The organism is Mesorhizobium sp. P5_C1, from assembly GCF_054049815.1.
Window position 1 is genome coordinate 1 of record NZ_JBFULQ010000186.1, and the last position, 9,987, is coordinate 9,987.

A 9,987-nucleotide genomic window follows, 5' to 3' on the forward strand; every position below is an offset into this window, starting at 1 on the left:
GGACATGATCGCCCAACTCACCAGGGACAGGACGGCCGGCAGTCCGGCATACACCAGACCGGCTATTCCGCGCGGGTTGTTGATCTTGGCGGCAGCAGGCGGCCCTATATGGAGCCGCGCGTTGACCAGGGGACGAGCCATGTGTCCCCGAAAATCGGCGACATCGAAAGTCCTGCCTGGCAGGAATATTTCTTCCTCGCGCCCAACGTGCGTTTTACGCGCACGCCTGACTACAAGACCAAGAAGCATCGCCAGCAGAGCGACCCTGTCGTCGAACAGGGCGCTCCAGACGCGCTCCCAACGCAGCAGGCCGTCACACAGCCCATCGTTGACAAGGCACCAGTTGCTCCCTCGCTGCTGGCATTGCCGGTTTCGGTGAAAAGCCGCAATTTGGAAACAGCCCGGTTGCAGGGCAGTAGCGAACCGGCCGCATCAAGGACGTCGCCGCTGGCTGCAGCGTCTGCTGCGCCGGGGCGTGCCAACGACAAGGCACGACGTGTGCCGTCGGTACCTCCGATGACCGCCGCAACGGGACGAGCATCCGTGCGCATGGCCGCCGTCTCTGCAGGCAGCGCCGCGGCCAAGACAGCCAACCCCGAGACACTGCGCTGGCCTCATCTCTCCGATCATGCCTTCTTCGAGGTCATGGCACCCTACCTAGTCGACGTTTCGTCCCAGGCCCGGCCAGCCAGGCCGGCCAATCCGGCGCCGGCCGCCGCTCCGCGCTTTGGTATCATCCCATCGATGGTGGCCGACACCACCTCGCTGTTTCGCGTCATCGAATGGCTTCCAGGCCAGCCCTCGAAACCTTCACCCGATGTCTGGCCGTCCAACTCGAACGAAGCTGTCGCCCAGCCGCACGTGCCGGCGAGCAATGCGCCTCTGCAGGCAGAGACCGCCGCAATCCCCGCTGCGGCAAGGGATGCCGTTGCCGTGCCAATCGTTCGGAGTCGAGACGTCGCCGTGCGGGCCGCGGCCGCGTCCCCACGCTTGCCTCTGGCCGGCAAAATCGTGCCTTCAATGGCGGGGGATTCCTATCAGCTCCCCTCCGAAGAGTTGTTGCAGCAGCCACCGGAGGGGCAGGGGTTCTACATGTCGCAGGAGCGGCTTGAGCAGAACGCCGATCTTTTGGAAAGCGTGCTCGAAGATTTCGGCGTGCGCGGCGAGATCATTCATGTTCGCCCGGGCCCGGTGGTCACGCTCTATGAGTTCGAGCCGGCGCCGGGTGTCAAATCCTCTCGCGTCATCGGGCTCGCCGATGACATCGCCCGCTCCATGTCGGCGGTTTCGGCGCGCGTCGCCGTCGTGCCTGGCCGCAACGTCATCGGTATCGAGCTTCCGAACGAGATGCGCGAGACGGTCTATTTCCGCGAGCTGATCGAATCGGAAGGCTTCCGCAAGACCAGTTGCAAGCTGGCGCTCTGTCTCGGCAAGACCATCGGCGGCGAGCCTGTCATCGCCGAGTTGGCGAAGATGCCGCACTTGCTCGTGGCGGGCACCACCGGCTCCGGCAAGTCGGTTGCCATCAACACCATGATCCTGTCGTTGCTCTACCGGCTGAAGCCGGAAGAGTGCCGCCTGATCATGGTCGACCCCAAGATGCTGGAGCTCTCCGTCTATGACGGCATCCCGCATCTTTTGACCCCCGTCGTCACCGACCCCAAGAAGGCGGTCACCGCGCTCAAATGGGCGGTGCGCGAGATGGAGGACCGCTATCGCAAGATGGCGCGGCTCGGTGTGCGCAACATCGACGGCTACAATGAGCGCGCGGCTGCCGCCCGCGACAAGGGCGAGACGGTGGTGATGACCGTGCAGGCCGGCTTCGAAAAGGGCACCGGCGAGCCGCTTTTCGAACAGCAGGAAATCGACCTTGCCCCGATGCCCTATATCGTCGTCATCGTCGACGAGATGGCCGACCTGATGATGGTCGCCGGCAAGGAGATCGAAGGCGCAATCCAGCGTCTTGCGCAGATGGCGCGTGCTGCCGGCATCCACCTGATCATGGCAACGCAGCGCCCTTCGGTCGATGTCATCACCGGCACGATCAAGGCCAACTTCCCGACCCGGATTTCCTTCCAGGTGACATCCAAGATCGACAGCCGCACCATCCTGGGCGAACAGGGCGCCGAACAGCTGCTTGGCCAGGGCGACATGCTGCACATGATGGGTGGCGGGCGCATTTCGCGCGTGCATGGCCCGTTTGTTTCCGACGCGGAAGTCGAGCATGTCGTGGCGCATCTGAAGGCCCAGGGTCGCCCCGAATATCTGGAGACGGTGACAGCCGACGAGGATGAGGAAGAAGCCGAAGCCGATCAGGGTGCGGTCTTCGACAAGGGCTCCGTTGCAGCCGAAGACAATGATTCCATCTATGACGAGGCGGTCAAGGTGGTGGTGCGTGACAAGAAGTGCTCGACGTCTTACATCCAGCGCCGCCTCGGTGTCGGTTACAACCGCGCCGCATCGCTGGTGGAACGCATGGAAAAGGAAGGGCTGGTCGGTGCACCCAACCATGTCGGCAAACGCGAGATCATCATGGGCCGGCGCCAGCCGGTGAGCCCATCCGACGATGATGGCACCGATTGATCGGCAGGCGCGCCCTTGGCGATTTGAAGTCTTCGGGAGCGCAATAAAAAAGGCCGGTTGCCCGGCCTTTTCTGTTGGAAGCGGTGTGACTTCCGCCGATCGCGGTCTTAGCCGATCGATTGGCCGGTCTTTGCCCAGTCGGCGAGGAACTGTTCCAGGCCCTTGTCGGTCAGCGGATGCTTGACTAGTGCCTTCAGCGTCGCCGCCGGCACGGTGGCGACATCGGCGCCGATCAGTGCTGCCTGCTTGACGTGGTTCACGGTGCGAACCGAAGCTACCAGGATCTCGGTCTGGAAATCGTAATTGTCGTAGATCTGCCGGATCTCCTGGATCAGTTCCATGCCGTCGATGCCCATGTCGTCGATGCGGCCGACGAAGGGCGAGATGAAGGACGCACCKGCCTTGGCCGCGAGCAGCGCCTGGTTGGCCGAGAAGCACAGCGTGACGTTGACCAGGCGGTTCATCTCGGTGCGGATCGTCTTGCAGGCCTTCAGGCCGTCGAGCGTCAGCGGCACCTTGATGCAGACATTGTCGGCGATCTTGGCCAGAACCTTGGCCTGCTGCATCATCTCGAAATATTCGGTGGCGGTGACTTCAGCCGAGACCGGACCCTTGACGATGTCGCAGATCTGCTTGGTAACCTCGGCGATCTTGCCGCCGGATTTCAGGATCAGCGACGGGTTGGTGGTGACGCCGTCAAGTAGGCCCAGATCGTTGAGCTCACGGATATCCTTGACGTCTGCGGTGTCGACAAAAAATTTCATGGCGGTCTCCTGACGATTTCGTCGTGCTGGGAAAGGCACGTTCAGCGTTGCCCTTTGATCTAGACCAAAGTCGGGGCAAGGTCACGCTTCATGATCGAAGATTCGCCCTTTGTCGCAGCCGCACCCGTGCTGGTGCCGATGCCCGCCGAACGCCCCTACACCTATGCAGTGCCGGCCGGCATGCGCGTGGTGCCGGGCTCGATCGTGCGCGTGCCGCTTGGCCCGCGCCAGGTTGCCGGCATCGTGTGGGATGGCGCGGTCGAGACGGTCGACGCGAAAAAGCTGCGCCCGATCGAACAGGTTTTCAATTGCCCGCCGATCGACCGCGCAATGCGCCGCTTCGTCGACTGGGTGGCGCAGTACACGCTGTCGCCGCCCGGCATGGTGGCGCGCATGCTGCTCAGGGCGCCCGAAGCTTTCGACCCCGAACCATGGATCGAGGGGCTGCAGCGCACCCTCTTGACGCCTGACCGGATGACGGGTGCGAGAGAGCGCGTGCTGGAGACGGCCGAAGGCGGACTTGCCTGGACGCGCTCCGGCCTGGCGCACGCGGCAGGTGTGTCGTCGACGGTGATCGACGGCCTGAGGGCGCAAGGCGTGTTCGAGACGGTGATGATCCCGCCGCGCCCGGTGGTGGCCGCGCCCGACACAAGCTACGCCGTGCCGGAATTGATGCCGGACCAGCGCGACGCGGCGCGGATGCTGCGCGCCAATGTCGCGGCCGGTGTGTTCAATGTCGCGCTGCTCGACGGCGTCACCGGGTCGGGCAAGACCGAGGTTTATTTCGAAGCGGTGGCGGCCGCCCTCGACCAGGGCAAGCAGGTGCTGATCCTGCTGCCGGAAATCGCGCTGACGCACGCCTTTCTCGAGCGTTTCCAGCAGCGGTTCGGCGCCAAGCCGGGCGAATGGCATTYGGACCTGCCGCCGCGGATGCGCGAACGCGTCTGGCGGCAAGTGGCGGAAGGCGGCGTGCGCGTCGTCGCCGGTGCTCGCTCGGCGTTGTTCCTGCCGTTCAGGGAGCTTGGCCTGATCGTCGTCGACGAGGAGCATGACCCCGCCTACAAGCAGGAAGACCGCGTCTTCTACAATGCGCGCGACATGGCGGTGGTGCGCGGCCATATCGGCAGCTTCCCGGTGGTGCTGGCGTCGGCGACGCCATCCGTCGAAAGCCGGGTCAATGCCAGCCAGGGCCGCTACAACAGGGCGGTGCTTTCCGCCCGCTTTGCCGAGGCGGCTCTTCCGCATCTCAAGGCGGTCGACATGCGGCGGGCGCCGCCGGCACGTGGCGGCTTCCTGTCGCCGGTGCTGCTCGACCAGATGCGCAAGACGCTGGGAAGGAAGGAGCAATCGCTGCTGTTCCTCAACCGGCGCGGCTATGCGCCGTTGACGCTGTGCCGCGTCTGCGGCCATCGCTTCGGCTGCCCGGTCTGCTCGGCCTGGCTGGTCGAGCACCGGTTTCGCGGCCAGCTGGTCTGCCATCATTGCGGGCACAATGAACGCCGCCCCGAAGCCTGTCCGGAATGCGGCACGCTGGACCATCTGGTCGCTTGCGGACCCGGCGTCGAGCGCATCGCCGAAGAGGTCGTCGCGCATTTCCCGGCCGCGCGCACCATCGTCTTGTCGTCCGACCTGATGGGCGGCGTGCGGCGGTTGCGTCTGGAGCTGGAAGCGATCGCCAATGGCGAGGCCGACATCGTCATCGGAACGCAGCTTGTCGCCAAGGGTCACAATTTCCCCAACATGACTTTGGTCGGTGTCGTCGATGCCGATCTCGGCCTTGCCAATGGCGATCCGCGCGCCGCCGAGCGCACCTTCCAGCTGCTCAGCCAGGTGACCGGCCGCGCCGGCCGCACTGGCAAGAAGAGCCTCGGCCTGCTGCAGACTTTCCAGCCCGACCATCCGGTGATGCGGGCGATCGTCTCCGGCGACGCCGAGGCTTTTTACGAGCGCGAGATCGCCGAGCGCGAGCGGGCGGCACTGCCACCATTCGGCCGGCTCGCCGGCGTTATCGTCAGCGCGGTGACGAGGGCGGAGGCCGAGGGCCATGCGCGAGGCCTGCGCCGCGCCGCACCCGAGGCCACCGATCTTTTCGTGCTGGGACCGGCGGAGGCGCCGCTGTCATTGCTCGGCGGGCGCCACCGTTTTCGCCTGCTGATCCAGGGTGAACGGCGCGCCGATATGCAAGGCTTCATCCGCGCCATGCTGGCCAACGGGCCAAAACAGCGCGGCTCGGTCAGGGTACAGGTCGATATCGACCCGCAGAGTTTTTTGTAAGGGCGCGATTAGGCGATAGGCTGCCGCCAAGCCGGCAAGACAGGAAGATCACATGAAAACCCTCGGCCTTCTGGGCGGCATGAGCTGGGAATCGACCGCCATCTACTACCGTCTGCTCAACGAGATCGTGCGCGAGCGGCTCGGCGGGCTGCATTCAGCCAAACTGCTGCTGTGGTCGTTCGATTTTGCCGAGATCGCCGAGCGGCAACATCATGGTGACTGGGACGGCGCCGGCGTGCTTCTGGCTGACGCGGCACGCAAGCTCGAGGCGGGCGGCGCGGAGGGCCTGCTTCTGTGCACCAACACCATGCACAAATTGGCCGACCAGGTGCAGGCGTCGGTATCGATCCCGTTGATCCACATTGCCGACGCCACCGCAGTCGCCGTCAAGCGTGCCGGCATGCAGCGCCCGGCGCTGCTGGCGACGCGCTTCACCATGGAACAGGATTTCTACAAGGGCCGGCTCGCCGACAAACATGGGTTGCAGCCCATTGTGCCCGATGCCGCCGGCCGCGACATGGTGCATCGCGTCATCTACGAGGAACTGTGCCAGGGCGTCGTCACCGAATCGTCGAAAGCGGCCTACATCGCCGAGACCGAACGCTTAAGGCGAGAAGAAGCTGCCGACAGCGTCATCGTGGGCTGCACCGAGATCACCATGCTGATCGGCCAGCCGGACTTCGACATACCTGTCTTCGACACGACGCGCATCCATGCCGAGGCGGCGGTGGCCTTCATGCTGCCCTGAAGCAATTCGAGGGAAATCGCGCAGCGATTTCCCTTGGGAAGTCAGAGATCAGGGCTGGATGGCGACAGTGCCGCTGCCGACCACTTTCAGCTTCCATCCGTCTGCCTGCGTGCCAGCAAGATTGAGATGCCCGGCCAGGAAATACAGGCGATCGGTGTCGGGGCCCTTGGCGGTGCAGAAGCGATCCTGCAGATAGGACGGAGGCGTCGCCTGGTAGTAGAGGTCCGCCTCGATGCTGGCAGGGCGTGCGCCCTTCGGCAAATCGGCAAGCGGTATCGAGTAGCTAAGCGTGTCGCTCCCGCCCGATACGTAGTCGGGATCGTCCTCGACGGCGGTCCCGCCGACATCGACGGCGAGTTCCTCATCGGCCCCCAATGCTTTGGCGATTTCGAGCCGGCTTTCGACCGGCAGGAAACCCGCCGGTAGTATCCGGTTGTCCTTCACCTCCGTGCAGATCGACAGGAAGCTGGTCGTCAGTTCGCCTTCAGGCTTGGATTGTGCATTGCAGACCGGATTGGGCGTATTGGCGGGCGGCGTGGAGACCAGTTCCTGATAGATCTGAACCTGATCCTGTCGCGTGATCTTCTGGTAATGCGGTTGATGCGGCCGTTCGCCAGGATGGAGGCGGCCGGAACAATCGTCTTTCCACCAGAGCTCACCACCAAGCGGCTGGCCGTCGGCGCCGACGATCACACCGGCAGCATTTGTGYGGCCGGAAACCCAAAGCTGTTCGCCATTCTGGTCGAGCACGCTGAAGGTGAGAAACGCACGCCGGAAACCCACTCCGGAGGGAAACTTGTGACCAGCCAGGTTCTTCACCGTCACCTTGGCATCGAGCGCGTCGGTGGTCACGGCAAGGTCGCTGACGGCCACGGTGGCGGTTGCCTGCGAGGCCTGGTCCAGCATCGCCTGCTCGGTGAGGACGAGAGGATCGAGAGCCTTCTTGCCCATCATCGGATCGCGCGTCCGGATGCCGAAAACTTCGGGAAACTGCTGCGCCATCTTGACCAGGAAGACGTTGAGACCGACGAGCGTGTGGCGGGCAAATCCCTCGCGAACCGAAAGATCCGGCGCGTTGCTGGACTCGGTCTGCGGGAAATTGAGATTTTCCTGGATGCTGGCGATCTTGCTCATCGTCGGCGATCCGTCCTGTTCCGTCGATGGCATGTGACAACCCTGACAGCTGCGCGGCGTGGCGCCGGCGCCCAGTGGAAGCGGGCCGTCCGGCGTGCTGCCGGTTCGATAGGCGCTGAACGCCCATTCCGGATAGGTTGTCTGCTCGTAGATATGCGCCAGGGTGTTGGTGCCCTGCAGAACCGGCAAGTGAACCGTGTGGCACGTTCCGCAGACCTCGGAGCTCATGATCGTGGCGTCGTGGACCGGTTTGATGCCGAGCGCCGTATGCATCGGCCCGACTTCCGGTTTCTCGAACGGGCCAATGAGCGTATCGGGCGAACCGACCATGAAGCTGCCGGTGAAGGTCTTGGCAAAGCCCGTCGCGTGCGGATTGAGCAGCGCCTGCCGCTCGTCGACGCAGGCGTTCTGCGGCTGATCGCCCAGCGGTCCGCTGGCCTTGCTGTTGAGCACCATGCGGTGACAGGATGTGCAGGTGATGCCATCGCGGGCAAGCATGCCGTAATTGGCGTGCGCGGCACTCGGATTGTCGGCCGGCCAGGGCGTCGCATCGACCATGTCGCGCGTGAACAATTCGCATTTGCCCGAGCGCGCCTTCTCGTCGATGTGGAACTGCCGTTCACCGGCGATGCCGTGGCAGCCAAGGCAAACGTCCTGCACCACACCGGACATTTTGGGGTGAAAGCTTTGGGTTTCGCTGGCCAACTGCGCGAAGAATATCGGGTCGCGGCCTCCCAGCCCCATCGGCGAGGTTCGCCAGGTCGCCAGCGGAGACAGATTGATCAAGCCATCGCCATGTGGGTTTGGCCTGGTCATGTCGAACTGCAGCCCGGTGCTGCCGGCATCATGACAACCCAGGCACTGGCTCGAGGTCAGGAACGTATCGGACGCATCGGGACCCTTGGCCCCGACCCAGGTGTTGTCGTAGGTTTCGGAAGGCATCCGCGAGACCGTCTCATAGGTCGGCATCTCGCGGACATAGGCCTGCAGCGCGGCGATCACGTCGGCGTTCGGACTGTAGAGCGGTTGGCCAAGACGCGGGTTGGCATTGACCGGCAAAACGACGGTCTGGTGCAAGGTTTCTGCCGGCGCTCCCTTAAAGAAATCCTGAGCGAGATAGTTGAGCGGCTTGCCTGGTTCGCCCGCGATGTTCTTGGGCGATGCGAAAGTCAGATTGTCGGCCGCCGAGGCGTGGCAGTTCATGCAGTACTGGGCGAAGCCCATATTGGGCAGGCTGTTGTTGTCGGCCGGCAGGGCTGGCCAATCCGGTGTCCAGCCGCTCTGGCTGCCAAAGCCGTACCAGCCCCAGAACCAGCCATCGTAAGAGGCGCTGGCATCGCGGATCATGATCGCGGCGCCGCTGGTTGGAAAAAGTTTCAGAGGATCGACCGTCCGGCAATCCGACGCCGGCTCCGAAAACATCTCCTTGACCATGATGGCACCGTCGGGAACCGGTGGCRGATGATCGACCTCGCCTTCGGCGGAGCGATTCTTGCGAAGCCAGTCCGTCATCTCCGGCGAATACCAGATCATGACAGGCGCATGGGTTCCGAAATCCTTGCCCTGCCAGGCGCCGTTGGCCTGGGTCGCGATGCGAGGCCCGGCCTGGCGCACATATTTGTCGTGCACCCATCCGGCAGCTTCGTTGCGATAACAGTAACTGCCGAGATACTGGTTGAGCTTGTTCTCGTAGTCGCCCAGGGGCAGCGCCGAAGGCTTCTTGATCGTGGCCTCGAGCTGCTGGCAGACCAAGGGATCGGCGGGAGCCATGACCGTCGGCCGTTCGGCGATACAGTCCGCGCGCGCACCCTGCGCGATCCCGGCAAGGGCTGCCGCTGCGATCCAGATGCTGGCCAGATGCAATGTCCGACAAAGATCCGGCATGATCGTCTCCGAATTTCGAGATCCTGCCTGCCGCACTTCCGTCCGCGCAGATTTCACAGGTGATCGCACAACATGTGAAGTTGCTAAAATAAACAAGAAGTCGACGAAAGGAACATTCGAAGCATAATACTTGCGTTACGCAGCGGCAAGACAGCGATCTATACTATCGAAGAAATTGTCCGCGTATCTCTTGTCCAAGGAATTGTTTCCCTGCCAACCGAATCGCCTGCCAAGCCGCGGCTTCCAAGCGTGAAGCTCGTATCAGGCGACGGCATTCCAAGGCGGCCTTGCCGAGCCCCGGCTTTCCGGGGGTGCGCTTGACTTCCTCCACGGGCGACATTCAATGCATCCGGAATTACTGTGAGGGGGGTCGAGACAAGATGGATTTTGCGCTTCCATGGCCGACGAGTCAGGGCGAATGGCTGGCRTGGTCGAGCGCCGTCGTCACCGTTCTGCAAGGGCTTTTGTTTTTTCTGGCGCCCCACCTGGCCTTCCGGATTCTTCGCTTGCAGGTCAGGCCCGAGAAGGTGGCGGCGATCGCCGAGGGGCGCGGCAGGATGTCGGGCTTCTATCTCGGCGTCGGCCTGTGCTGTCTCCTGC

5 protein-coding genes and 1 pseudogene are annotated in these 9,987 nt (G+C 63.6%); 4 read left to right on the plus strand and 2 right to left on the minus strand.

The features are described from left to right. Nucleotides 1–48 precede the first annotated feature (48 nt). On the plus strand, nt 49–2,583 hold the full coding sequence (locus tag ACXJ7R_RS16295) for a DNA translocase FtsK (RefSeq protein WP_457152739.1): 2,535 nt from the start codon (nt 49–51) through the stop codon (nt 2,581–2,583). A 107-nt stretch (nt 2,584–2,690) separates the two neighbouring features. Here the strand turns inward: ACXJ7R_RS16295 and fsa are convergent, their stop codons facing one another. Beyond that, on the minus strand, nt 2,691–3,347 hold the full coding sequence (gene fsa, locus ACXJ7R_RS16300) for a fructose-6-phosphate aldolase (RefSeq protein ID WP_457152735.1): 657 nt from the start codon (nt 3,345–3,347) through the stop codon (nt 2,691–2,693). Nucleotides 3,348–3,437: 90 nt separating this feature from the next. Between fsa and ACXJ7R_RS16305 the strand changes: the two genes are divergently transcribed. Both ACXJ7R_RS16305 and ACXJ7R_RS16310 read left to right on the plus strand, forming a co-directional pair. After that, nucleotides 3,438–5,621: a primosomal protein N' gene (locus tag ACXJ7R_RS16305; protein ID WP_457152736.1), complete on the plus strand. Its 2,184-nt coding sequence runs from the start codon at nt 3,438–3,440 to the stop codon at nt 5,619–5,621. A 52-nt stretch (nt 5,622–5,673) separates the two neighbouring features. Next, complete coding sequence (locus ACXJ7R_RS16310; protein WP_457152737.1) at nt 5,674–6,369, plus strand: aspartate/glutamate racemase family protein; 696 nt, start codon at nt 5,674–5,676, stop codon at nt 6,367–6,369. A gap of 48 nt (nt 6,370–6,417) precedes the next feature. Here ACXJ7R_RS16310 and ACXJ7R_RS16315 read toward each other — a convergent pair whose 3' ends face one another. Next, nucleotides 6,418–9,387, minus strand: a complete 2,970-nt coding sequence (locus ACXJ7R_RS16315) for a hypothetical protein (RefSeq protein ID WP_457152738.1) — start codon at nt 9,385–9,387, stop codon at nt 6,418–6,420. A gap of 380 nt (nt 9,388–9,767) precedes the next feature. Here ACXJ7R_RS16315 and ACXJ7R_RS16320 point away from each other — a divergent pair. Continuing rightward, a pseudogene (locus ACXJ7R_RS16320) lies at nt 9,768–9,987 on the plus strand (DUF4345 domain-containing protein); the annotation flags it as partial.

Bases quoted from the DNA above. Each gene is read 5' to 3' on its own strand.
- ACXJ7R_RS16310 (WP_457152737.1), top strand. From the start codon at position 5,674: ATGAAAACCCTCGGCCTTCTGGGCGGCATGAGCTGGGAATCGACCGCC.